Genomic DNA, 20,637 nt, shown 5'->3' on the forward strand with positions numbered 1-20,637 from the left:
AGGATTGTTCTGCTGTATTGGAAATAAAAGAGGTTATGGCCTGAGCCTCCCGTTGCCGCGGCAGAATACGGACTAACGCGCCTATAAAAGCGCGTTAATCTCGTCTCTCATTCGCTTACTCCACCTCCCCGATCCGCTCCAGCGCATCCACCACCAGATCCCAGAATTTATCCTGATCCAGTTTGACCGCTACCTGGGTGTGGCAATCCGGCGGCGGCGGCGCGCGGAAGTCCGCGACCGTCATGCCTAAGGTGAGGGTGCCGGTCAGCTCTATATTTACCGGCGCTTTGCGCACCGACATGACGCTCGGATCGATCACATAGGCCACCGCGCATGGATCGTGCACCGGCGGGGCGCTGAAGCCTTGCGCCTGTTGGTACATACGGCCAAAGAATGCCAGCAGCTCGCCGACGAAGGCGGCCGGCCGGGTGCCGAGGGCGGCGATGCGTTCGCAGACTGCCGGCGTGGCCAGCGCCTGGTGGGTGAGATCCAGCCCGACCATGGTGAGCGGCCATTTTTCGTTGAACACGATGTGCGCCGCCTCGGGATCGATTTTGATATTGAACTCCGCCACCGCGCTCCAGTTGCCCACATGATAGCCGCCGCCCATCAGCACCACTTCCTTGACCCGTTCGGCAATGCGCGGCTCTTTACGCACCGCCATGGCGATATTGGTCAGGCCGCCGGTCGGCACCAGCGTCACGCTGCCCGGTGGGTGGGCCATCACGGTCTCGATGATCAGGTCTACCGCGTGGCGTGAGTCCAACTGCAGGTGGGGTTCCGGCAGCACCGGGCCATCGAGGCCTGAGTCGCCGTGAATGTCGGGCGCCACTTCGATATTGCGCACCAGCGGACGCGGGCAGCCGGCGGCGAAGGGGACGCCGGTGATATTGGCGATACGGGCCACCGCCAGGGCGTTGCGCGTCACTTTGTCCAGCGTCTGGTTACCCACCACGGTGGTGACCGCCAGCAGGTCGATCTGCGGATTGCCCCAGGCCAGCAACAGAGCGATGGCGTCGTCATGCCCCGGGTCACAGTCCAGTATGATTTTTTTCATGGTTATTCCTGATGCAGGGAGAGGTTTCCGCAGCATAACGCAGCGCGGCGGCGTGGGATAATGCCGATGGTGCTTTTGTTAACGGCATCAAAGCCTTGCCACTTTTACGATGTAATGAAACGTAAATCCTGCTCACCGGGCTTTACCCTGGAGTTTACTCCAGGGTTTACAGTGAGGTTCAGCGTCAATGCACAGAGGAGAGGCGGGATGAGCTTACTGAAACGGTTGTTGGGGCAAAGCGGTATTCACGGCGGTCATCAGCGCGCGGGCCACGGCGGCGGGCATCATGGCAACCGCTATAACCAACATGGCGAGCCGGGGCCGCAGTGCCCGGAATGCCGGGCAGTGAATAAATCGGGCGCCCGTTATTGCCACCGCTGCGGTCAGCCGTTTGCCGCGCTAAGCGCCACCTGCGGCCAGTGCGCCGCGCCGTTGCCGCCGGGCAGCCGCTTTTGTCCGCAGTGCGGCGGCGGTGTGCCGTGAACCGGGGCGGTTGGACACTCGCGCTGCTGCTGGGCGCCATGGCGCTATGGACGCTGCTGGCCTGGGGCGTAGCCGGGGTGCTGGCCTGGCTCCCGGCGTTGGCGGAGGCAGCCGGGAAGGCATCGTTGCCGGTGAACGGTGCGCTGAGCCTGGTGCCGCAGACGGTGCTGGACGCCTGGCTGCCGTGGCTGAAACAGCTGGGCAGCGGGTTGGCGAGCTATTTTCCTCTGCTGCTGACCTGGGCGGGCTACGCCGTCTGGCTGCTGTGGGGCATCGGCATGTTGGCGCTGATGCTGCTGGCCGCGCTGGCGCGCCGCTATTTAAGCGCTGCTCAGCGATAACCCTGATAGACCGCCGCTACGCGTTCGAAATAGTCGGTTAAATAGTTGATGCACACCTGCACCTTCAGCGGCAGTTTGTCCTTCTCGGTATAGAGCGCGTAGATTGGCCGCGGATCCGAATGGTAGCTTTTGAACAGGATCTCGATCTCGCCGCGTTTGATCTCTTCGATCACCCACATCAGCGGGGCGTAGGCGATGCCGGCGCCATTTTTCAGCCAACGGATCATGGTGGAGGAGTCGTTGGTGACGAAGCGCCCCTGCGGGGAAATGCGCGTGGTGATGCCTTCCGGCGACATCAGTTCGAATTCGCTGTCGGGCCGCACGCTGTACTCCAGCCAGGAGAAGTTGACCATGTCGCTCGGCTTCTGCGGCGTACCGTGCTGGATCAGGTAGCTTTTGGCGGCGCACACCACCATCGGCATCTGCCCCAGGCGGCGGGAGAACAGGCTGGAGTCCTGCAGCGCCCCGGTGCGGATCACCAGATCCAGTCCGTCGGTGATCAGATCCGGCGCCGGTATGCCGGTCACCAGGTTGACCGTCAGGCCCGGATACTCTTTCATCATCTCGGCGGTCATGTTCGCCAGCACGTTTTGCGCCATGGTGGACGAGCTGCCGATGCGCAGCGTGCCGGCGGGCGTATTGTTAAACGCGTACAGCTGCTCATGCACTTCGCTGACTTCCTGCAGCATGCGTCGGCAGCCCTGATAGTAGATTTTGCCGGCCTCGGTCAGGCCGATGCTGCGCGTGCTGCGGTTCAACAGCTTGACCTGCAGTTCATTTTCCAGTTTCGAGACGGTTTGACTGATCGATGAAACGCTCATGTCGAGTTGGCGTGCGGCCGCGGTAAACGACCCGAACTCAACCACTTTGGCGAATACCGACATCCGTTTTAATCTTTCCATTATTCACTCTGGCTTAAAAGTGATTTAGATCACAGATTGTTGATGCCTTGATAGTAAGCAGGCTAATATAACGTGGTCGGGTGAATAGACCTTACCAACGTGCGAGAGCGATCGGCAACGCAATCCTGCCGCTCCTCCGGCACCCTCGCAATCCCTGTCGTGGATGTCTGCCCCCAAGTTTAACCTTTTTTCGGGTTCGTGACCTGGACAAGCTGTCCGGTCAAGATTTGTGGCGCGCGCACGCTAAAATGTAAAGAGAATGTGAATGGCGAGATGTGTCTTTCCCCGGCGTAGTGAACAATAAGGAAAAAGTGATGAGTTTGCTTCCGGTTATGGTCATCTTCGGGCTGTCGTTTCCGCCGGTGTTTTTCGAGCTGCTGGTGTCGCTGGCGCTGTTTTTTCTCCTGCGCCGCCTGCTGCAGCCGACGGGGATTTACGATTTTGTCTGGCATCCGGCGCTGTTTAATACCGCGCTGTATTGCTGCTTGTTTTATCTGATTTCGTGTCTTTTTGTTTGAGGTCGCTGTGAAAAATTTTTCGATAAAAATAACCCGAATCGCGATCACTTTGATTCTTGTGCTGTTGGGCATCGCCGCGATATTCAAGGCCTGGGTGTTCTACACCGAGTCGCCGTGGACGCGTGATGCCAAGTTTACCGCCGATGTGGTGGCGATCGCGCCGGACGTCAGCGGCCTGCTGACCGACGTGCCGGTGGTGGATAACCAACTGGTGAAGAAAGGCCAGGTGCTGTTCGTGGTCGATCGGCCGCGTTATGAGCAGGCGCTGGCGGAAGCCGGCGCCGACGTCGCCTACTATCAGACGCTGGCGGCGGAAAAACGGCGCGAGGCCGGCCGCCGCGTGAAGCTGGGCGTGCAGGCGATGTCGCAGGAAGAGATTGACCAGTCGAACAACTCACTGCAGACCGTGCAGCACCAGCTGGCGAAGGCCATTGCGGCACGCGAGCTGGCGCAGCTGGATCTGGAACGCACCACGGTGCGGGCGCCGGCCGATGGCTGGATCACCAACCTCAACGTCCATGCCGGCGAATACATCACCCGCGGCTCGGTGGCGGTGGCGCTGGTGAAGAAAGATTCCTTCTACATCCTGGCGTACCTGGAAGAAACCAAGCTGAATGGCCTGAATAAGGGCGACCGCGCGGAGATCACCCCGCTCGGCAGCAACCGTATCATGCACGGCACCGTCGACAGCGTGGCGGCGGCGGTGAACAACAGCAGCAGCACGGTGAACAACAAAGGGTTGGCCTCGATCGACAGCAACCTGGAGTGGGTGCGCCTGGCGCAGCGCGTGCCGGTGAAGATCCTGCTGGACGCCAAGGATCAACAGCATCCGTACCCGGCCGGCACCACCGCCACCGTGGTGATCGTCGGCAAGAACGATCGCAATGCCGACAGCGGCTCGCCTTTTGTGCGCCTGATGCACCGGCTGCGTGAGTTCGGCTAATGAGCAGCCCAACTTTTATCCGGCTGAGATTCGCCTTCAAACTCAGCTTCGCGATTGTGTTTGCGCTGTTCGTCGGCTTCCATCTCAATCTGGAAACCCCGCGCTGGTCGGCGATGACCGCCGCCATCGTCGCCGCCGGCCCGGCCTTTGCCGCCGGCGGCGAACCCTTCTCCGGCGCCATCCGCCACCGCGGCTGGCTGCGCATTATCGGCACCTTTATCGGTTGCTTCGTCGGCCTGATCATTATCATCACCACCGCCCGTGCGCCGGTGGTGATGCTGTTGCTGTGCTGCATCTGGGCCGGTTTCTGCACCTGGCTCTCTTCGCTGATCAAGGTGGAGAACTCCTATGCCTGGGGGCTGGCCGGGTATACCGCGCTGATCATCATCGTGACGGTCGCCACCAGCGAGTCTCATCTGCTGGAAGCGCCGCAGTTCGCCATCGAGCGTTGCAGCGAGATCGTGCTGGGGATCGTCAGCGCCGTGTTGGCGGATCTGCTGTTCTCGCCGCGTTCGATCAAACAGGACATCGATCGGGCGGTGGATCAACTGCTGGTGGCGCAATACCGCCTGATGCAGATGTGCATCAGCAATGCCGACAAAGAGGATATCGACCGCGCCTGGAGCAATCTGGTGAAGAGCACCACGGCGCTGGACGGCATGCGCAACAACCTGATGATGGAGTCCTCGCGCTGGCAGAAGGTCAACCGCCGGGTAAAAGCGCTGCATACGCTGTCGCTGACGCTGATCACCCAGGCCTGCGAAACCTATCTGATCTTGTTGAATCATCCGGACGCGCTGAAAGACAGCCTGCGTGAGCAGCTGATGGTCCCGGCGGAAACCCCGCAGGAGATCCACAAGCGCATGAAGCTGCTGCGCCAGGTGCTGACCACGCATCGTTCCGAGGAAACGCTGCCGACCCTCACCGGCTGGGTCGGCGCGGCGACGCGCTACCTGCTGCTGTCGAAAGGCGTGCACGCCAACTGCAGCATCAGCGCGGTGGAAGAGGGGGTGTTGAGCAACGAAACCGTGGTCAAGCCGACTTCGGCGGAAGGGCATCACGCGATGATCAACGGCCTGCGCACCTTTGTGGCGACGGCCTTCGGCAGCCTGCTGTGGCTGTGGACCGGCTGGACGTCCGGCAGCGGTTTTATGGTGATCATCGCGGTCATCACCTCGCTGGCGATGCGCACCCCGGCGCCGCGCATGGTGGCGATGGATTTCGTGCTGGGCATGCTGGCGGCGATCCCGGTCGGCTCTCTGTTCTTCATGGTGATCCTGCCGGCGACGCAGCAGAGCATTTTGCTGCTGTGTCTTAGCCTCGGCCTGTTGGCGTTTTTCATCGGCATCGAGGTGCAGAAGCGGCGGCTCGGTTCGCTGGGGCTGCTGGCCGGGACCATCAACATTCTGGTGCTGAGCAACCCGATGGAGTTCAACGTCACCCAGTTTCTCGACGGGGCGCTGGGCCAGTTCCTCGGCAGCTGCGTTGGGCTGATGGTGCTGCTGTTGATCCGCGACAATTCGCGTGAACGCACCGGCCGCACGTTGCTCAACCAGTTCGTCAGCAGCGCGGTGTCGGCGCTGACCACCAAGGCGGCGCGTCGTCGGCAAAACCACCTGCCGGCGCTGTATCAGCAGCTTAACCAGCTGCTGATGATGTTCCCGAACGACATCGCCAAGTATCGTCTGGCGCTGAACCTGATCATTGCCCACCAGCGCATGCAGCGGGCGGAGATTCCGGTCAGCGAAGAGCTGTCGGCCTTCCACCGCCAGATCCGCAGCACCGCCGATCGGGTGGTCTCCGCCAAGAACGACGTCAAGCGCGCCTATTACTACGATCGCTTGCTGGGTGAAATGAACGAGTACCAGCAGAAGCTGGTGGACAATCAGGCGCCGCTCAGCGTCACCGGGCCGGTGAAACGCCTGGCCGACATGCTGCATCGCTATCGTCACGCCTTGATCGATTGATGCGTTCCCTCCTGTTGCGCCGCGTTGTGCGGCGCCTTCCCTGACTATACTGAAAGCAGCGCCTGGCATGGCGAGCCGTCTCATGTGAGGCGGCCCGTTTTCAGAGAGACTCCGAGTGCCAGAACGGCTGGAAAGTGGCATCATTGTCATGAGTGGATGAAACGCTTACCGCCGCGAAAACGTGACGTGCCGGTCATCTTAGTTTCATCCTGGTCGGCTATATACCTAACTAGCCTGGGGGCGCTGCGGCGCCTTCGGCGGCATAATTTCAGGGAATGTCATGAACAAGCGGATTCTGTTGGCGATTGTCATCGCCGTGGTCATCGCCGTCTTCAGCGCGCTGCGCGGCAACGAGCACCGTGCGATCGGCGGCAATGCGACGGTGGTGCAAGCGCCGGCGGGGCAACAGCAGAGCATCGATCGGCTCACGCAGCAGCAAACGGTGGTGAGCTACCTGCAGCAGCATCAGCGGCTTCCGGGCTATTACGTCACCAAGAAGCAGGCGCGCGAGCAGGGCTGGGACCCGCGTTCAGGCAACCTCTGTGCGGTATTGCCGGGCAAGGCGATTGGCGGCGATCGATTCTCTAACCGTGAAGGGCAACTGCCGAGCGCCGGCGGCCGGGTCTGGCGCGAAGCGGACATCAATTACCAGTGTGGCCGGCGCGGCGCCGATCGCCTGCTGTATTCGAGCGACGGTCTGATCTTCGTCACGCGCGACCATTACAAAAACTTCATTCGTGTGGAGTGAGTTTGATGGCAAAAGTAGAGTTTGATTTTGAACAGATCCAGGATGTGCCGACCTTCTACCGCGATTTTGCGCACAAGTTTGCGCTGGACGAGGGATTCGGCGCCAACCTCGACGCGCTGTGGGACGTAGTGACCGGCGATATCGGTCTGCCGGTGGAAATCGAGTTCACTCACCTGAATGCCCGCAGCAAGCGTCGTTTCGGCGCGATCATTCTGCTGTTTGAAGAGGCGGAAGAAGAGCTGGAAGGCAGCCTGCGCTTCAATATCCGCGAAAGCAGCGGCGAACCGGCACATCACCGGGGATGAAACGGGTTCATCCCGGGATGGCGGCGGCGCTTAGTCGGCCGCTTCGGCCAGCTCGCGCAGGTATTGGAAGATCTGGCGGTAAGCCTTAGGCGGCTTGTTGGCGGCCTTCTCTTTCTGCGCGTTGCGCACCAGTGAACGCAGCTGTTGGCGATCGGCGGCCGGGTACAGATCCAGGATCGACGGAATGACGTCATCGCCTTCTTCGACCAGACGGTCGCGCAGCGCTTCCAGCTTGTGGAACAGCGAAACCTGCTGGTTGTGGCGGTTTTTCAGCTTGTCGAGCGCGGTCTGGATCGGCTCGATATCGCGGGCGCGCAGCATTTTACCGATCAGCTGCAGCTGACGGCGACGGCCCTCTTTTTTGATCTTCTGCGCCAGTTCGATGGCGGCACGCAAATCTTCATCCAACGGAATGCGATCCAGCGCGTTTTTGCCCAGATCGACCATTTCGGCCCCCAGGTCTTTCAGCGCTTCGGCATCACGTTTAATCTCACTTTTACTGACCCAGATAATCTCGTCATCGTCCTCGTTTTCATTCTCCGGGACATCGTCGAGCCAGTCTTCAGGCTGTTTGTTCATGGTAGGCTCCGTTAAAAAGAGGCTAATCCTAACAGGTTGCCGGCTTTATGCGAAATTCAACGCGGTTCCTGTTAGACTCAACGGCAGAGATCTCAGGATTTTTGCGCGCCGCTCCGCGTGCACAACTACGCCGCTCCGGCACTTTTCTCAACGATTTTCTGATTAATTATGGCAGATTGATGAAAGTAGTCACTCAAGTTGCAGAACAGCGCAAGGCGCTGGAACAGGCCGTTTCTCAGGCGCTGGAGCTGGCCCGCGCCGGTTCCGACGCGGCGGAAGTCGCGGTCACCAAATCGACCGGCATCAGCGTCAGCACCCGCTTCGGCGAAGTGGAAAACGTCGAGTTCAACAGCGATGGCGCGCTGGGCATTACCGTGTATCACCGCCAGCGCAAAGGCAGCGCCTCTTCCACCGATCTCAGCCCGGACGCCATCGCTCGCACCGTACAGGCGGCGCTGGACATCGCGCGCTATACCTCTGAGGATCCCTGCGCCGGCCCGGCGGAGAAAGATCTGCTGGCGTTCGAGGCGCCGGATCTCGATCTGTTCCACCCGACCGAGCTGGACGCCGAGCGCGGCATCGAGCTGGCGGCGCGCGCCGAGCAGGCTTCGCTGGCGGCGGACAAACGCATTACCAACACCGAAGGCGGCAGCTTCAACAGCCACTACGGCATCAAGGTGTTCGGCAACAGCCACGGCATGCTGCAAAGCTACTGTTCCAGCCGTCACTCGCTGTCCAGCTGCGTCATCGCAGAACAGGACGGTGACATGGAGCGGGATTACGCTTACACCATCGGCCGGGCGATGGGCGATCTGCACAGCCCCGAGTGGGTGGGGCAGGAGTGCGCCCGCCGCACGCTGGCGCGTCTCGCGCCGCGCAAACTGTCGACCATGAAGGCGCCGGTGCTGTTCGCCTCCGAGGTGGCCACCGGATTGTTCGGCCATCTGGTAGGCGCCATCAGCGGCAGCAGCGTTTATCGCAAATCTACCTTCCTGTTGGACTCGCTCGGCAAGCAGATCCTGCCGGCGTGGCTGACCGTCGAGGAGCATCCGCACCTGCTGAAAGGGCTGGCGTCGACGCCGTTCGACAGCGAGGGCGTGCGCACCCAGCGGCGCGATATCGTCAAGGATGGCGTGCTGCAAACCTGGCTGATGACCAGCTACTCGGCGCGCAAGCTGGGCCTGCACAGCACCGGCCATGCCGGCGGCATCCATAACTGGCGCATTGCCGGGCAGGGCGCAGACTTCGCCGGCATGCTGAAGCAGCTCGGTACCGGCCTGGTGGTCACCGAATTGATGGGCCAGGGCGTCAGCGGCGTCACCGGCGATTATTCTCGCGGCGCCGCCGGTTTTTGGGTGGAAAATGGCGAGATCCAGTACCCAGTCAGCGAGATCACCATCGCCGGCAACCTGAAAGACATGCTGCGAAACATCGTCAGCGTCGGCAGCGATATCGAAACCCGCAGCAATATCCAGTGCGGTTCGGTGCTGCTGCCGGAAATGAAGATCGCCGGCCAGTGATCCGCTGCGCGGCCGGCGCCCGCCGGCCGCGCGTTATCCCGTCTCAACCTTGCTTACAAATCTCCGGTTTCGATTTTTCCCGGCCTTGCCTATGGTAACGGTGGGTTAATTAAAACAATAACTGGAAGGTGAGCAAACATGCAGAATACCCTGAAAGCGCTGGCGGCGTTGACGCTGCTGGCAGCCAGTTCGCTGGCGGTCGCCGCCGATCTGGGCGACGATATGGACACCCTGGCGGAAAACTACAAAACGGTGCTGAATACCGACTCCGCCGCTACCCTCAAACAGAGCCTGCAGAACATGCGCGCCGCCGCGCAGGATGCCAAACAGGGCACCCCGCCGAAGCTGGAAGACAAAGCCGCCGACAGCCCGGAGATGAAAGATTTCCGCAGCGGGTTGGATACCCTGATCGGCCAGATCGATCAGGCGCTGGCGCTGGCCAATCAGGGCAAAGTCGCCGAAGCGAAGCAATTGGCGCAAGGCTTCAAACAAACCCGCGACGCCAACCACAAGAAATTCCGCTAATCCGTCAACCGTCGCGCCCGTCTTCCGTCAAATAGGAGGAGGGCGCCTGCCCCAGCACGCGGCGGAACATGGTTGAAAACGCCGCGCTGCTGTCATATCCCATCTCCATCGCCACCTGCGTCACGCTGTGCCCTTCGGCCAGCAGCGCCAACGCCAACACCACGCAGGCGCGCTGGCGCCATTGCGAAAAAGGCAGGCCGGTCTGCGCGCGAAAGAAGCGGCTGAAGGTGCGAATGCTCATGTACAGACGCGGGGCCCACCGCTGCGCGGAGTCGTGGGCGTCGGGGTGTTGCAAAAAGGCGCGGCACAGCTCACCCAGCCGAGGATCGGCGGGCAGCGGGATGTGCAACGGCAAAGGTTGCAGCCGGGCCAGCTCGTGCAGCAGCAGCGCCGCCAGCGCGCCGTCGCGGCCCTGTTGTTCATACTCCAGCGGCATATCCACCGCCGCCATCAACAGCTGGCGCATCAGCGGCGTGACGCTGACCACCTGACATACCTGCGGGCGTTCGGCGGGTAACGCGCCGGGTTCGAGGTACAGGCTGCGGGTGGTGACGCCGACCATCCGCACCGCGTGCGGCATCTGCGGCGGCAGCCACACCGCGTGCTGCGGCGGAACGACCCAATTACCTTGCTGCGTGAAAACGTGCATGACGCCGGTAGCGCCGTACAGCAACTGCGCGCGCCGGTGGCTGTGCATTGGCAGCAGGTGCCCCGGCGGATAATCGGTGCCGATGGCGATCACCGCGCGGGTTACGTGGTCGATGTCATCAATGCGGACGTTGCGCATGTGTTCCCTTTGGCGGGCAAATTGGCCGAAACGCAATGATAGTTGGCCTTTCATATAAAGCAAGCCAGCGACGGTCGCCCTACTATCGGGGCAGAAAAATAACGCTTGTTCGGGGCGCCGTTATTTTATCGGCCATGAAGCCCGTACAAGTCTTCACACCAGGGTGGGACGAAGGTTCTCGTTCTCGCAATACAAGAAGTTAATAAGGAATAAAGCGTCATTTTATTCCAACACCTGAAGCAATAGTTCTTAGCGCAGTTCAATGACTATAAGGTGATATTTCATGTATAAGTTCGGTGTGATTGGCGGCGGGGCCGCCGGCATCTCTTTTGCCTATAACTTTATAAAAAATAAGTCGGTTAATCATTGCAAAAGGCCGCTTTCCCTGACGGTTTTCGACAAGCAGGGATTTAAAGGCGGTATGGCATACAGCAGCGATTTTGACAGCCATATATTAAATATGACGCCGGAAAATATGTCGGCGGATATTTTCGACGAAGCGCACTTCGTTGATTGGATCGCCATGCATTTTCCGCAGTTTTGCCAGGATCGTTATCCGCCGCGCTGGCTGTATCGGGAATATCTCGATTTTATTCGCGACATGACGATATATATGGCGGCGGACAGTAACGTAGCGCTGAATTTCGTGACCGCCGAAGTGAATGCCATCGCGCCGCACGAAGCCGGCTATCGGCTGACCACCGCCTGCGGCGGCGCCGAGCAGATGAACGCGCTGGTGCTGTGTTCGGGGCACAACCCGCCGGAATGCCTTTACCCAGTGGATGGGGTGATCGCTTATCAGGCTCATCAGGATCTGCCGCCGATCAACCCTTATTCGAGCATCGGCGTGATCGGCTGCAGCCTGACGGCGATTGACGCCATCGTTGAACTGATGGAGCGGCTGGGAGCGACCGACATCTGCGCCCTGTCGCGCTCGGGCCTGTTCCCCAGCGTGCAGCCGGCGCTGATGCGTCCGCCGCCGGAGGCGTTTGTTGAGGCGCTGCGGCGCTTTGTCGCCGGCCGCGATTTTATTGACGCGCATCAGCTGGTGCATGCGATCAACGCCGCGCTGGCGCGCCACTATCCGGGGCCGGAGCGGCTGACGGTGCTCTCGGCGCTGGGGGAAAGGCGCGATTGCTACCGCGATCTGGCGGACAGCCTCGATCGCGCGCGCTTTGCCAGGGAGCATATCTGCAGCTATCTGGCGGCGATCCACCCGGCGGTGTGCGCCGCCTGGGTCAAGATGGATGCCAACAACCGGCAGGTCTTCATGCGCTTTTACAACTCCTCCTGGATGCGCAATCGGCACGCCATGCCGATCAAGAATGCCAACAAGATCGTGGCGGCGCTGGAGAGCCAACGCCTGCGCGCCTGCGGCGGCCTGGTGGATATCAGCAAGGCAACGGACGGGTTTATCCTTCGTTGCCATGAGACGCGGGTGCGCGCGCAGTATCTGTTCAACTGCACCACGCCTTCCTATCAACTGCCGCCCAACCGCCTGAGCCAGCAGCTGCTGCAAGACGGGCTGGTGCAAGAGAACCTGTTCGGTGGCGTGAAGTGCAACCCGCATACGCTGAAAATCGCCGACCGACGCGGCCGTGAGCAGCATCTCTACTCGCTCGGCGCGCCCGCCAAGGGCGATCTTTTTTATACCTCGGCGATGGAATCCATCACGCGGGATATCAGCAAAATCGTGTTCAACAACCCTATTTTCAACGCAAAGAAGGCTGAAGTATGAAAAACGTAGCGCTCTTTGTCGGCAACGACATTTTCTCCTGGCTGGTGTGTCAGGATCTGATCGCCGCCCTGAAAGGCGAGTGTGCTTTTACGGTGTATTTCCCCTTGGCGAAAAGCGGCGGCCGCACCCAGGAGCCGGCGGTTCGCCGCCTGGGGCTGTACGAGCGCGAGGTGCTGAACGATTTTGTATTCCCGTTCGTTGGCCGCAACGCCGCCGCCTGTGAGGGTGCCTATCAACCGCCGGCCCTGTTCCTGGCCGCCGCCGGGGTCAAAGCGCATCGCGTTCTCGACATCAATGACGCCACGTTTATCAGCAGCCTGGAGCATATGGACGCGGTGATCTCCCTGCGCTGCTATCAGAAATTCTCCGCCGACTATGTGCGCGCCTTCAGCCGACGCGGCAAGCTGCTGTGGAACCTGCACCCCGGCGACTTGCCGCGCTATCGCGGGGTGATGACGCTATTCCGCGCAATGATGAACGGTGACAAGGGCTGTGCGGTGACGCTGCATGAAATGGATGAGCACTGGGACGCCGGCCCGGTGCTCGCCCGTCTGCCCGCCGAGTTGCGTCACGATCTGTCGTTCCTGGAAAACATGATGTTGCTGGGCGTGCAAAGCGGCACCTTCCTGGCGCGCCAGCTCATGCGGGCGGAACGGCGCGAAGCGATAGCGGCGGAAAAGCAGGGTGATTCGCGCTATTGGGGCTTCCCGGACGCACAGACGCTGGCGCGGGCGGAACAGGCGGGCATTGAGCTGGTGGATCACGACGCCGTGCGCGATCAGTATCTGGGGCTGTTCGTCGGCGATCGTTTCCATCCGCTGGCGGGGCAGTTCTGCGCCGGGTTCGACGACTTCGTGCGGGCGCACGGCCATGATTGAAACGTTGATTGTACTGGGTGCCGGTTTTCTGACCGGCATCACCACCATTCTGTTCGGCTTCGGCGGCGGCTTTGTGGTGGTGCCTTTTGTCTATCACCTGATCTCCGCCTCGGGCGAGCAGCCCGGCCAGGCGATGCATATTGCTGTAGCGACCTCGACAGCGGTGATGATCCTCAACGCGAGTTATGCCACCCTGACCAACTGGCGCAGCGGCAACCTGCTGCGAGAAACCATCGTACCGCTGATCTTTTTCATCGGCATCGGCGCGGCGCTGGGCGCGTTCGCCTCCTCGCTGCTGGCGGACGGCGTGATCCGCTGGCTGTTTGTGGTCTATATGACGGTGACCATCGCCGACTGTCTGTTCCGCCGGGGCTTCCTGATCAAACCGGCGCGCGCCGAACTGTCTCCCGCCACGTTGTGGGGCGGCGGGCCGTTGATCGGCGGCATCGCCACGCTGCTGGGGGTGGGCGGCAGCGTGATGACCGTGCCGCTGCTGCGTCGCCATGGTTACGACATGAAATATTGCGTCAGCGCCGCCAACCCGCTGTCGATCCCGGTGGCGGTGATCGGGGCGCTGATGTATATCGTGTTGGGGTGGCGCGAGATGAGCGGGCCGCAGTATCTGGGTTACGTCAATCTGAACATTCTGGGGCTGCTGGTGGCGGCGGGGATTGCGGGGATCGTGTTTGCCAGGCGCTGTTTGCCGAAGGTGAGCGATGCGCTGCATGCCAAAATCTACGTGCTGCTGCTGATCGCCGTGCTGATCGCTATCTGCCTCTGAGACAGAAAGGGCGGCCGGATGCCGCCCTGAAAACCGCTTAACGGTGGTATTCGCCCGCCGCTTCCGGCTGGTACAGCAATTCCAGCACTTCAATCCGCGCTTCTTCACCGTTCGGCAATTGCCAGGAGATCTGCTTGCCGACGTGCATGCCGAGCAGCGCTGCGCCCAGCGGCGCCATCACCGACAGCTGATCGTGGCTGTCTTTCAGCGAAGCTGGGTAGACCAGCGTGCGCACATGCTCTTCATCGGTGTGCAGATCGCGAAAACGCACGCGGCTGTTCATGGTCACCACGTTGGCCGGCATTTTCTCCGGCGGCAGGATTTCCGCGCGATCCAACTCGTCGTTCAGCGCGGCGGCGACGTCGGTGTTGGCAAAGGCCGGTTGTTCCAATAGCGCATCCAGGCGTTCCGCATCCAGCTCATTAATAGTAATGATGGGTTTGGTCATTCCACTCTCCAGTCAAATCAAAGGGCGCCAGTCTGTGCGCCCATAAATTCGGAAAAACAACACAAAGCAACACCCCCGCGCCAGAGGAGCGGGGGTGTGGGTAATGTCGATTTGTCCCATTGATAGTAGGCGGTTGGGGCGAGAAAAGAAAGAGATCCCGATCACGAAGGCTTTTATCGTCAATCGAGACAAAAAAAACCGTTAGCCGGGTTATGTATTTGTTATCTCATTCACTTTTTCGCCGCAGCGCCGTTTTGCGAAATGGATCTCCGCGCGTCATTCGATTTCCACTTCGAACTGGAAAAAACCGGTCTCCACAGAAAATCTTGCCGGGGGTAGGGTAAAGACATCACAGAAAGCGGGTTATTCAGGTGATGCGCTTTACGGCTTACTGATTAATGTGGGATCTAGGGGTACTGAAAAGTGAATGATGGATCTGCTTCATTAAAAGAAATTGAACAATCCGATATCAGCGAAGCCGGTGAGATCACCGCTCGGGTGCTGGCGGATATTACCGCGATGCTGAATGCTGAGAATATTTATACCAATGCGGTGCAGCAACAGATGCTGGAATCGCATATTCGCGCCATGGTGCTGCGCTCAATAACCGGCGAGCCGTTGCCGGAGGTGGATAAATCATTGTTCGACGAAATTTCCGCCGAGTCCATGCAAATGGCGGAGCGCGTGGTGGATCAGTTTGGCACATTGCCTATCGAAGAGGCCTATTTGCTGTCCGTGCACTTCGAAGTGGCGAAAGATAATAACGCATAGCGGTTAACGCATCGATTTCAATCAGGAGAATATACCATGGGTCAAATTACCGTAGTGATCGGCGATCGTTTGGGCAAAGGGCAAAAAGTCGGCCAGGGCGTTGAAAACGCAGGCGGAAAAGCGGTGGTCATCCCCGGCGTGGCGGCGGATATGAAGCTGGGCGACGTCATGAAAGCGGAAAACGCGCAGCTGGGCATCTCTTTTTGCGGCAGCGGCGGCGCCGGTGCGATTACCGCGCAAACCAAATACGGCTACAAAGCCAAATACGGCATGCGTTCGGTGGAAGAGGGCGTGACGGCAATTAACGAAGGCTGCAACGTGCTGGGTTTCGGCTTTATGGATAAAGAAGAGCTGGGCCAGAAACTGGTGGAAGCCTACGTCAAAAAACATGGCAACCCATAATGAAAGAGCAATATACCACATCGGTAAAGGTGGAGGGTAAAGGCGACAGCAAAGCGAAAGCTTTTGCTTCCGCCTTGGCTAATGTGCAGGGCGCGGTATTAAAGTCCACCAACAATATTCTGCTGCGCATCGAGCCGCAGGACGTCAGCGTAGTGAAGGCGGAAGAGAAAATAACTAAAGAGAAATTTCTTTTCTTCTTTTTGCCGCGTGAAAGAAAGAGCTATGCCGTTTCTCTGGAAATAACCGTGAACGTAACCATTATCAATACCGAGAAGGTTGTCTTCGTCACGAAATAAAAACGTTAGCATAAATGAAAGGGTATACTGATGTTTTTAATCATCTTATTTAAATCGATTATTATCGGTGGGCTGGTGGGGGTCGGCGTAGGGGCCGGCGCCGCACGCATGTTCCACGCGCCGACAACACAGGGCATGGGAGCGTTTCGCACCCTGGGCGAGCTGAACTCCTGCGAGGGCGATCCGGCTTCCCACTTCTCATTCGGTCTGGGCTTCTTCTTCAACGCCTGGGCGTCTTCCGTGGCGGCGGGCTCCTTCACGCAGGACGTCGATCACCGCATCATCCCGCACTGGGGTGCGGCGGCCCTGATGGTCAAGAATCGCAATCTGGCGCAAACGCTGCACGATCCGAAAAAAATGGCTATCGCCTGCGGCATCATCGGCATGCTGGTGGTGGCCTTCCTCAATACCACCGCTTCCGCCGTGCCTGCCGCGCTGCAGGTTACCGCGATCAAGGTGCTGGTGCCGGCGGCCAACCTGCTGGTGAACACCGTGATGCCGGTGATCTTCTGGCTGGCGGCGATCGACGCCGGGCGCCGTTCCGGCTTCTGGGGCACCATCTTCGGCGGCCTGGCGCAGCTGATCATGGGCAACGCCGTACCGGGCCTGGTGCTGGGCATTCTGATCGGCAAGGGCGTGGAAGAGAGCGGCTGGAACAAGATCACCAAGATCATGATGGCGGTGATCGTGCTGCTGTTCGTGCTGAGCGGCTTCTTCCGCGGCTTCGACATGAAAGTTCTCGAGTCCTTCAGCCTCGGCGTGCCGGGCTGGCTGGACGCCATTCACAACACCCTGAGCGGTAAATAAGGAGCGGGATGATGGAAGAGCAAACCCAAAAAGGCTTCTGGTACGCCGACTGGTCATTCCCGATTTTTGTTGGCCTGCTGTCCTCCGGCGTGTTCGCCGGGACGCACATGTACTACCTGTACGGCATCGGCGCCTTTAACGAAGTGGCCTTCGTCTCCATGCTGCGGGCGGGGATGGATACCGGCGTGTACGGCGCGGTGGCGGCGTTCGGCGCCAGCTTCCTGTTCGCGCGCATCATCGAAGGCTCGCTGGTGGGCATCCTCGACATCGGCGGCGCGATCCAGACCGGCGTCGGGCTGGGCGTACCGGCGCTGCTGCTGGGGGCCGGCATCGTGTTCCCGGTCGCCAACTTCGCCGCGTCGCTGGCCACCGGTCTGATCATCGGCCTGGCGATCGGTTACGTGATCATCCTGGCGCGCAAATTCACCATCAATCAGAGCAACTCCACCTACGGCGCGGACGTGATGATGGGCGCGGGCAACTCGTCGGGCCGTTTCCTCGGGCCGTTGATCATCCTGTCGGCGATGACCGCTTCGATCCCGATCGGCATCGGTTCGCTGCTCGGCGCGCTGCTGTTCTATATCTGGGGCAAACCGATCACCGGCGGAGCGATCCTCGGCGCGATGATCCTGGGGGCGATCTTCCCGGTAGCCATTTCTTAAGAGGCCTGCGCCAGGCGCCGCCCGAGGCTGCGGCGGCGCCCGGGCTAACAGGAGCAATGCGGTATGTATGACTTAGTAATCAGAGGCGCCAGACTGGCGGACGATACGCTGATCGATCTGGCGGTAAAGGACGGAAAAATAGCCTCGGTGGGGCGGCTGGCGGCGGACGTCAGCGCCGTTCGCCAGCTGGATCTGGCGGGCAACTGCCGCCTGAGCGCCGGTTGGATCGACGCGCACGTGCACTGCTATCCTGAATCGCCGATTTACCATGACGAGCCGGATCGGGTCGGCGTCGCCAGCGGCGTCACCAGCGTGGTCGACGCTGGCAGCACCGGCGCTGACGATATCGACGCCTTTTATCAGCTGACGCGCAGCGCCAAAACCAACGTTTTCGCCTTCCTCAACATCTCGCGCATCGGCCTGCTGCGGCAGAACGAGCTGGCGGAGTTGACGGACATCGACAAGCGTGAGGCCGGCCAGGCCATCGCCAATCACCCCGGTTTCATCATCGGCATCAAGGCGCGCATGAGCAGCAGCGTGGTGGGGAAAAACGGTACCCGGCCGCTGGTGTTGGCCAAAGAGATCCAGCAGGAAAACCGCCAGCTGCCGCTGATGGTGCATATCGGCAACAACCCGCCGGATCTGGACGACATCGCCGATCTGCTGACCCGCGGCGACATCATCACCCACTGCTACAACGGCAAACCGAACCGCATTCTGACGCCGGCGGGCACATTGCGCGAGTCTATCCAGCGCGCGCTGCGGCGCGGCGTGTTGCTCGACGTGGGGCACGGCACCGCCAGCTTCAGCTTCGAGGTGGCGCGCCAGGCGATCAAACTGGGCATTTTGCCGTACACCATCAGCTCCGATATTTACTGCCGCAACCGCATGAACGGGCCGGTGCATAGCCTGGCGACGGTGATGTCCAAATTCTTCAGCGTCGGCCTGACGCTGCCGCAGGTGATCGCCTGCGTGACGGAGAACGCCGCGTCGGCGCTGCAGCTCAGCGGCAAAGGGCGGCTGGAGCCGGGCTATGACGCCGATTTCACGCTGTTTGAACTGCGCCGCGAACCGCAGGTGTTCGCCGACGCCGAAGGGCAAACCGCCGAGGGCGAACGGCTGTTGGTGCCGCTGGCCGCGGTGGTGGCCGGGAAAATCCTATTAACCGAACAAGGGGAGGCAAGCCATGTCTTCGATTTATGAAAAATACGGTTTGAAGCAGGTGATCAACACCTCCGGCCGCATGACCATTCTCGGCGTTTCCACGCCGCGCCAGGACGTGATCGACGCCGTTGATTACGGCCTGAACCACTATTTCGAAATCAAGGATCTGGTCAACAAGACCGGCGCCTATATCGCCGATCTGCTCAACGTGGAGGACGCGGTGATCGTCTCCTGCGCCTCGGCGGGCATCGCCCAGTCGGTGGCGGCGGTGATCGTTAAAGATAACGCCAATCTGCTGGTGAACCTGCATTCGGCGCCGATCGCCGTGCCGCGCGAGATCGTGCTGCCGCGCGGTCACAACGTCAACTTCGGCGCACCGGTGGACACCATGGTGGCGCTGGGCGGCGGCAAGGTAGTGGAGGCGGGCTACGCCAACGAATGTTCGCCGGAGCAGATTGAAGCCTGCATCACGCCGCAGACGGCGGCGATCCTGTACGTCAAATCGCACCACTGCGTACAGAAAAGCATTCTGTCCGTCGAACAGGCGGCGGTGGTGGCGCGCAAACATAACCTGCCGCTGATCGTCGACGCCGCGGCGGAAGAAGATCTGATGTGTTACTACCAGATGGGGGCCGATCTGGTGATCTACAGCGGCGCCAAAGCCATCGAGGGGCCGACCAGCGGCTTGGTTATTGGCAAGAAACAGTACGTCGAGTGGGTGAAGCTGCAGTCCGGCGGCATCGGCCGGGCGATGAAGGTCGGCAAAGAGGGCATCCTCGGCCTGACGCAGGCAATTGAAAGCTATCTGACGCTTGAGAAAACCACCGGGCAACAGATGGTGGCGCGGATGACGCCGTTCCTCAACAGCCTCAACACCCTGACCGGCGTCAGCGCCAAAACCGTCTGGGACAGCGCCGGCCGCGATATCGCCCGCGCCGAGATCACCTTTGATGAGGCGGTGCTGGGGCGGTCGACCTATGACATCGTTCAGGCGCTGAAAACCGGCGATATTGCCATCTACTTCCGCGGCTACAAGGCCAACGAGGGCAAGATTGAGGTCGACGTGCGCAGCGTCGACGAGCAACAGCTGATGACCGTCTTTAGCTGTATCAAGAACCTGTTTACGGAGAAACAAGCATGAAGCTGCAGCCTAACTACTATCGCGACCGCGTCTGCCTGAACGTGCTGGCCGGCTCCAAAGCCAACGCGCAGGACATCTACGCCGCGGCGGAAGGCCATGTGCTGGTGGGCGTGCTCTCCAAGAACTACCCGGACGTCGACAGCGCGGTGACCGACATGCTGCGCTATGCGCGCCTGATCGACAACGCGCTGTCGGTCGGCCTGGGCGCCGGCGATCCGAAGCAGTCGGCGATGGTCAGCCTGATCGCTCAGCAGGTGCAGCCGCAGCACGTTAACCAGGTGTTTACCGGCGTCGGCGCCAGCCGCGCGCTGCTGGGCCAGAACGACAGCGTGGTCAACGGCCTGGTGTCGCCGACCGGCCGCGTCGGCTGGGTGAAGATCTCTACCGGCCCATTGAGCGCCGCGGCGCCGGACGGCATCGTGCCGGTGGAAACCGCCATCGCTTTGCTGAAGGACATGGGCGGCAGTTCCATCAAGTATTTCCCGATGGGCGGCCTGAAGTGCAAGGACGAATACCAATACGTCGCCAAGGCCTGCGCCGAGCATGACTTCATGCTGGAGCCGACCGGCGGCATCGATCTGGAAAACTACGAGCCGATCGTTGAGATCGCCCTGGCGGCCGGCGTGAAACGCGTGATCCCGCATATCTACAGCTCGATCATCGACGCCGCCAGCGGCGACACGCGTCCGCAGGACGTGAAAACCCTGCTGGCGATGACCAAAAAGCTGGTGGGTTGAACGCGTAATGGGATGAGGTAAACGCTGGGAGGCGAAGGTTTTCCCGTGGCGCGGCATGCCGCGTCGCCGTTAGCTATAGCCTATAGCTTTCAAGTTGCAGCTAGGCGGCAAGCGCAGGAGCTCCAGGAGCTTACTTA

At 60.6% G+C, this 20,637-nt stretch carries 25 protein-coding genes; 20 read left to right on the forward strand and 5 right to left on the reverse strand.

Annotation, left to right across the window (positions count from 1 at the left end; all coding sequences use genetic code 11):
* Positions 1 to 115 precede the first annotated feature (115 nt).
* Positions 116 to 1,057, reverse strand: a complete 942-nt coding sequence (locus ACMGF9_RS01845; protein WP_021505119.1) for a nucleoside hydrolase — start codon at positions 1,055 to 1,057, stop codon at positions 116 to 118.
* Between the two features lie 207 nt (positions 1,058 to 1,264).
* On the opposite strand from ACMGF9_RS01845, the gene ACMGF9_RS01850 reads away from it, so the two are divergent.
* Positions 1,265 to 1,540, forward strand: coding sequence for a zinc ribbon domain-containing protein (locus ACMGF9_RS01850; protein WP_021505118.1), 276 nt, complete (start codon positions 1,265 to 1,267; stop codon positions 1,538 to 1,540).
* Positions 1,537 to 1,881 (forward strand): hypothetical protein, encoded by a 345-nt coding sequence (locus ACMGF9_RS01855; RefSeq protein ID WP_172574980.1) that lies wholly within the window; start codon positions 1,537 to 1,539, stop codon positions 1,879 to 1,881. Before ACMGF9_RS01850 ends, ACMGF9_RS01855 begins: the two co-directional genes overlap by 4 nt.
* Here the strand turns inward: ACMGF9_RS01855 and aaeR are convergent.
* Positions 1,872 to 2,783 (reverse strand): HTH-type transcriptional activator AaeR, encoded by a 912-nt coding sequence (gene aaeR / locus ACMGF9_RS01860; RefSeq protein WP_015379188.1) that lies wholly within the window; start codon positions 2,781 to 2,783, stop codon positions 1,872 to 1,874. The genes ACMGF9_RS01855 and aaeR overlap by 10 nt on opposite strands.
* Positions 2,784 to 3,097: 314 nt before the next feature.
* On the opposite strand from aaeR, the gene aaeX reads away from it, so the two are divergent.
* The 5 genes from aaeX to ACMGF9_RS01885 all read left to right on the forward strand — a co-directional run bounded on the left by aaeX (position 3,098) and on the right by ACMGF9_RS01885 (position 7,264).
* Positions 3,098 to 3,301 carry a p-hydroxybenzoic acid efflux pump operon protein AaeX gene (gene aaeX / locus ACMGF9_RS01865; protein WP_004936952.1) on the forward strand — a complete coding sequence of 68 codons (204 nt, stop codon included), beginning with the start codon at positions 3,098 to 3,100 and terminating at the stop codon, positions 3,299 to 3,301.
* A gap of 7 nt (positions 3,302 to 3,308) precedes the next feature.
* A complete protein-coding gene (aaeA, locus tag ACMGF9_RS01870; protein ID WP_004936954.1) occupies positions 3,309 to 4,244 on the forward strand; it encodes a p-hydroxybenzoic acid efflux pump subunit AaeA in 936 nt (311 codons plus the stop codon).
* Entirely contained in the window at positions 4,244 to 6,211 is a 1,968-nt protein-coding gene (aaeB, locus tag ACMGF9_RS01875) for a p-hydroxybenzoic acid efflux pump subunit AaeB (protein WP_015379187.1), read from the forward strand. Before aaeA ends, aaeB begins: the two co-directional genes overlap by 1 nt.
* A 280-nt stretch (positions 6,212 to 6,491) precedes the next feature.
* Positions 6,492 to 6,959 (forward strand): ribonuclease, encoded by a 468-nt coding sequence (locus ACMGF9_RS01880; RefSeq protein WP_004936959.1) that lies wholly within the window; start codon positions 6,492 to 6,494, stop codon positions 6,957 to 6,959.
* A gap of 5 nt (positions 6,960 to 6,964) precedes the next feature.
* On the forward strand, positions 6,965 to 7,264 hold the full coding sequence (locus ACMGF9_RS01885) for a barstar family protein (protein ID WP_004936963.1): 300 nt from the start codon (positions 6,965 to 6,967) through the stop codon (positions 7,262 to 7,264).
* A 30-nt stretch (positions 7,265 to 7,294) separates the two neighbouring features.
* Here the strand turns inward: ACMGF9_RS01885 and yjgA are convergent, their stop codons facing one another.
* On the reverse strand, positions 7,295 to 7,843 hold the full coding sequence (gene yjgA, locus ACMGF9_RS01890; protein WP_004936968.1) for a ribosome biogenesis factor YjgA: 549 nt from the start codon (positions 7,841 to 7,843) through the stop codon (positions 7,295 to 7,297).
* Positions 7,844 to 8,022: 179 nt separating this feature from the next.
* On the opposite strand from yjgA, the gene pmbA reads away from it, so the two are divergent.
* Both pmbA and cybC read left to right on the forward strand, forming a co-directional pair.
* Positions 8,023 to 9,363 carry a metalloprotease PmbA gene (gene pmbA, locus ACMGF9_RS01895; protein WP_004936970.1) on the forward strand — a complete coding sequence of 447 codons (1,341 nt, stop codon included), beginning with the start codon at positions 8,023 to 8,025 and terminating at the stop codon, positions 9,361 to 9,363.
* Between the two features lie 138 nt (positions 9,364 to 9,501).
* Entirely contained in the window at positions 9,502 to 9,888 is a 387-nt protein-coding gene (cybC, locus tag ACMGF9_RS01900) for a cytochrome b562 (protein ID WP_015379185.1), read from the forward strand.
* Positions 9,889 to 9,892: 4 nt separating this feature from the next.
* On the opposite strand, the gene ACMGF9_RS01905 is transcribed toward cybC, so the two are convergent.
* Entirely contained in the window at positions 9,893 to 10,675 is a 783-nt protein-coding gene (locus ACMGF9_RS01905; RefSeq protein WP_004936980.1) for an AraC family transcriptional regulator, read from the reverse strand.
* 283 nt (positions 10,676 to 10,958) lie between these two features.
* Between ACMGF9_RS01905 and ACMGF9_RS01910 the strand changes: the two genes are divergently transcribed.
* From ACMGF9_RS01910 to ACMGF9_RS01920, 3 genes are read left to right on the forward strand one after another with little or no spacing between them, the layout of a single operon-like run.
* Positions 10,959 to 12,413: an FAD/NAD(P)-binding protein gene (locus tag ACMGF9_RS01910; RefSeq protein WP_021505114.1), complete on the forward strand. Its 1,455-nt coding sequence runs from the start codon at positions 10,959 to 10,961 to the stop codon at positions 12,411 to 12,413.
* The gene (locus ACMGF9_RS01915) at positions 12,410 to 13,291 is read left to right on the forward strand and encodes a formyltransferase family protein (RefSeq protein WP_015379183.1); all 882 of its coding nucleotides are present in this window, start codon (positions 12,410 to 12,412) and stop codon (positions 13,289 to 13,291) included. The genes ACMGF9_RS01910 and ACMGF9_RS01915 overlap by 4 nt, the downstream gene beginning before the upstream one ends.
* Complete coding sequence (locus ACMGF9_RS01920; RefSeq protein WP_015379182.1) at positions 13,284 to 14,072, forward strand: sulfite exporter TauE/SafE family protein; 789 nt, start codon at positions 13,284 to 13,286, stop codon at positions 14,070 to 14,072. Before ACMGF9_RS01915 ends, ACMGF9_RS01920 begins: the two co-directional genes overlap by 8 nt.
* Positions 14,073 to 14,109: 37 nt before the next feature.
* Here ACMGF9_RS01920 and rnk read toward each other — a convergent pair whose 3' ends face one another.
* Positions 14,110 to 14,520 (reverse strand): nucleoside diphosphate kinase regulator, encoded by a 411-nt coding sequence (rnk, locus tag ACMGF9_RS01925; RefSeq protein ID WP_004936993.1) that lies wholly within the window; start codon positions 14,518 to 14,520, stop codon positions 14,110 to 14,112.
* A 453-nt stretch (positions 14,521 to 14,973) separates the two neighbouring features.
* On the opposite strand from rnk, the gene ACMGF9_RS01930 reads away from it, so the two are divergent.
* The 8 genes from ACMGF9_RS01930 to dagF all read left to right on the forward strand — a co-directional run bounded on the left by ACMGF9_RS01930 (position 14,974) and on the right by dagF (position 20,500).
* Positions 14,974 to 15,291 (forward strand): glycine dehydrogenase, encoded by a 318-nt coding sequence (locus ACMGF9_RS01930; RefSeq protein ID WP_086016691.1) that lies wholly within the window; start codon positions 14,974 to 14,976, stop codon positions 15,289 to 15,291.
* Positions 15,292 to 15,327: 36 nt separating this feature from the next.
* Positions 15,328 to 15,693 (forward strand): glycine-rich SFCGS family protein, encoded by a 366-nt coding sequence (locus ACMGF9_RS01935; protein ID WP_004937000.1) that lies wholly within the window; start codon positions 15,328 to 15,330, stop codon positions 15,691 to 15,693.
* Positions 15,693 to 15,989, forward strand: coding sequence for a DUF4312 family protein (locus tag ACMGF9_RS01940; protein WP_004937003.1), 297 nt, complete (start codon positions 15,693 to 15,695; stop codon positions 15,987 to 15,989). The genes ACMGF9_RS01935 and ACMGF9_RS01940 overlap by 1 nt, the downstream gene beginning before the upstream one ends.
* A gap of 30 nt (positions 15,990 to 16,019) precedes the next feature.
* The gene (locus ACMGF9_RS01945; RefSeq protein ID WP_004937006.1) at positions 16,020 to 16,796 is read left to right on the forward strand and encodes a DUF4311 domain-containing protein; all 777 of its coding nucleotides are present in this window, start codon (positions 16,020 to 16,022) and stop codon (positions 16,794 to 16,796) included.
* Positions 16,797 to 16,807: 11 nt separating this feature from the next.
* Positions 16,808 to 17,458 (forward strand): DUF4310 family protein, encoded by a 651-nt coding sequence (locus tag ACMGF9_RS01950; protein WP_004937013.1) that lies wholly within the window; start codon positions 16,808 to 16,810, stop codon positions 17,456 to 17,458.
* A gap of 63 nt (positions 17,459 to 17,521) precedes the next feature.
* Positions 17,522 to 18,661 (forward strand): amidohydrolase/deacetylase family metallohydrolase, encoded by a 1,140-nt coding sequence (locus ACMGF9_RS01955; RefSeq protein WP_021505111.1) that lies wholly within the window; start codon positions 17,522 to 17,524, stop codon positions 18,659 to 18,661.
* The gene (locus tag ACMGF9_RS01960) at positions 18,645 to 19,763 is read left to right on the forward strand and encodes a DgaE family pyridoxal phosphate-dependent ammonia lyase (protein WP_021505110.1); all 1,119 of its coding nucleotides are present in this window, start codon (positions 18,645 to 18,647) and stop codon (positions 19,761 to 19,763) included. Before ACMGF9_RS01955 ends, ACMGF9_RS01960 begins: the two co-directional genes overlap by 17 nt.
* A complete protein-coding gene (dagF, locus tag ACMGF9_RS01965) occupies positions 19,760 to 20,500 on the forward strand; it encodes a 2-dehydro-3-deoxy-phosphogluconate aldolase (protein WP_004937022.1) in 741 nt (246 codons plus the stop codon). Before ACMGF9_RS01960 ends, dagF begins: the two co-directional genes overlap by 4 nt.
* Positions 20,501 to 20,637: the final 137 nt, after the last annotated feature.

It is taken from the genome of Serratia sp. BNK-23, assembly GCF_047456145.1.
Lineage (GTDB): Bacteria > Pseudomonadota > Gammaproteobacteria > Enterobacterales > Enterobacteriaceae > Serratia > Serratia nematodiphila.

What these genes read in the sequence shown, in the direction of transcription:
- aaeR (WP_015379188.1), bottom strand. Translation starts at nt 2,783, where the DNA reads ATGGAAAGATTAAAACGGATGTCGGTATTCGCCAAAGTGGTTGAGTTC.
- ACMGF9_RS01950 (WP_004937013.1), top strand. Translation starts at nt 16,808, where the DNA reads ATGGAAGAGCAAACCCAAAAAGGCTTCTGGTACGCCGACTGGTCATTC.
- aaeB (WP_015379187.1), top strand. Translation starts at nt 4,244, where the DNA reads ATGAGCAGCCCAACTTTTATCCGGCTGAGATTCGCCTTCAAACTCAGC.
- ACMGF9_RS01920 (WP_015379182.1), top strand. Translation starts at nt 13,284, where the DNA reads ATGATTGAAACGTTGATTGTACTGGGTGCCGGTTTTCTGACCGGCATC.
- cybC (WP_015379185.1), top strand. Translation starts at nt 9,502, where the DNA reads ATGCAGAATACCCTGAAAGCGCTGGCGGCGTTGACGCTGCTGGCAGCC.
- ACMGF9_RS01935 (WP_004937000.1), top strand. Translation starts at nt 15,328, where the DNA reads ATGGGTCAAATTACCGTAGTGATCGGCGATCGTTTGGGCAAAGGGCAA.
- ACMGF9_RS01945 (WP_004937006.1), top strand. Translation starts at nt 16,020, where the DNA reads ATGTTTTTAATCATCTTATTTAAATCGATTATTATCGGTGGGCTGGTG.
- yjgA (WP_004936968.1), bottom strand. Translation starts at nt 7,843, where the DNA reads ATGAACAAACAGCCTGAAGACTGGCTCGACGATGTCCCGGAGAATGAA.
- ACMGF9_RS01885 (WP_004936963.1), top strand. Translation starts at nt 6,965, where the DNA reads ATGGCAAAAGTAGAGTTTGATTTTGAACAGATCCAGGATGTGCCGACC.
- ACMGF9_RS01960 (WP_021505110.1), top strand. Translation starts at nt 18,645, where the DNA reads ATGTCTTCGATTTATGAAAAATACGGTTTGAAGCAGGTGATCAACACC.
- dagF (WP_004937022.1), top strand. Translation starts at nt 19,760, where the DNA reads ATGAAGCTGCAGCCTAACTACTATCGCGACCGCGTCTGCCTGAACGTG.
- ACMGF9_RS01845 (WP_021505119.1), bottom strand. Translation starts at nt 1,057, where the DNA reads ATGAAAAAAATCATACTGGACTGTGACCCGGGGCATGACGACGCCATC.
- aaeX (WP_004936952.1), top strand. Translation starts at nt 3,098, where the DNA reads ATGAGTTTGCTTCCGGTTATGGTCATCTTCGGGCTGTCGTTTCCGCCG.
- ACMGF9_RS01915 (WP_015379183.1), top strand. Translation starts at nt 12,410, where the DNA reads ATGAAAAACGTAGCGCTCTTTGTCGGCAACGACATTTTCTCCTGGCTG.
- ACMGF9_RS01940 (WP_004937003.1), top strand. Translation starts at nt 15,693, where the DNA reads ATGAAAGAGCAATATACCACATCGGTAAAGGTGGAGGGTAAAGGCGAC.
- ACMGF9_RS01910 (WP_021505114.1), top strand. Translation starts at nt 10,959, where the DNA reads ATGTATAAGTTCGGTGTGATTGGCGGCGGGGCCGCCGGCATCTCTTTT.
- ACMGF9_RS01955 (WP_021505111.1), top strand. Translation starts at nt 17,522, where the DNA reads ATGTATGACTTAGTAATCAGAGGCGCCAGACTGGCGGACGATACGCTG.
- rnk (WP_004936993.1), bottom strand. Translation starts at nt 14,520, where the DNA reads ATGACCAAACCCATCATTACTATTAATGAGCTGGATGCGGAACGCCTG.
- ACMGF9_RS01880 (WP_004936959.1), top strand. Translation starts at nt 6,492, where the DNA reads ATGAACAAGCGGATTCTGTTGGCGATTGTCATCGCCGTGGTCATCGCC.
- pmbA (WP_004936970.1), top strand. Translation starts at nt 8,023, where the DNA reads ATGAAAGTAGTCACTCAAGTTGCAGAACAGCGCAAGGCGCTGGAACAG.
- ACMGF9_RS01905 (WP_004936980.1), bottom strand. Translation starts at nt 10,675, where the DNA reads ATGCGCAACGTCCGCATTGATGACATCGACCACGTAACCCGCGCGGTG.
- ACMGF9_RS01850 (WP_021505118.1), top strand. Translation starts at nt 1,265, where the DNA reads ATGAGCTTACTGAAACGGTTGTTGGGGCAAAGCGGTATTCACGGCGGT.